We start from the raw sequence: 700 nt of genomic DNA on the forward strand, positions 1-700 counted from the left end.
GCGCTGGCCACGGCGGTGCTGGTATGCGCGGGGCCGGCGGCTTTGCAGCCCCCCAGGGCCAACGCCAGTGCGACCGCCAGGTAGTGAGTGGGGCGCATCAGGCGGTGAGATAAGCGGCGCCAAAAACGCCCGCGCTGTCGCCCAGGCGGGGTTTCACCACGGGCGTATCAAACACTTTATCAATGATATAGGGGCGCACGGCGGCTACGCCCGCGTCGTAGAGGTGGTCGATATTGCCCACGCCGCCCCCGATAACCACTACGTCGGGGTCCACGGCGTTGATTATCACGCTCAGAGCCCGGCCGAAGTTGCTGGTGAGGCGGTGCAGGGTTTGGGCGGCTACGGAATCGCAGCCGCAGGTGGCGCGCTTCATGATGTCCTTCAGGCTCCGCGACTCGCCGCTGTGGGTGGCGTAGTAGTGCTCCAGGGCCGGGCCGGCCAGGATGCTTTCGTTGCAGCCGTTTTTGCCGCAGAAGCAGGTCAGGCCCTCACCTTCGAGCAGGTAGTTGTGGCCCCACTCGCCCGCGATGCCGTGGTGGCCGCCCAGCACCTGCCCGTTCACGACGAGGCCGCCGCGCACGCCGGTGCCCAGTATCACGCCGAACACCACCTTGGCCTCGGGAAACCGCTCCTTCACGATGCCCAGCCGGGTTTCGGCCAGGGCAAAGCAGTTGGCGTCGTTGGCCAGCGCCACGGGCAG

General features: G+C 67.3%; 1 protein-coding gene. It reads right to left on the reverse strand.

All coding sequences use genetic code 11. The annotated features are described in order from the left end of the window. Positions 1–97: 97 nt before the first annotated feature. On the reverse strand, positions 98–700 hold a 603-nt coding region (locus ACYVDE_RS25155), incomplete at its 5' end, for an ROK family protein (protein ID WP_460504249.1).

It is taken from the genome of Hymenobacter agri, from assembly GCF_054778495.1.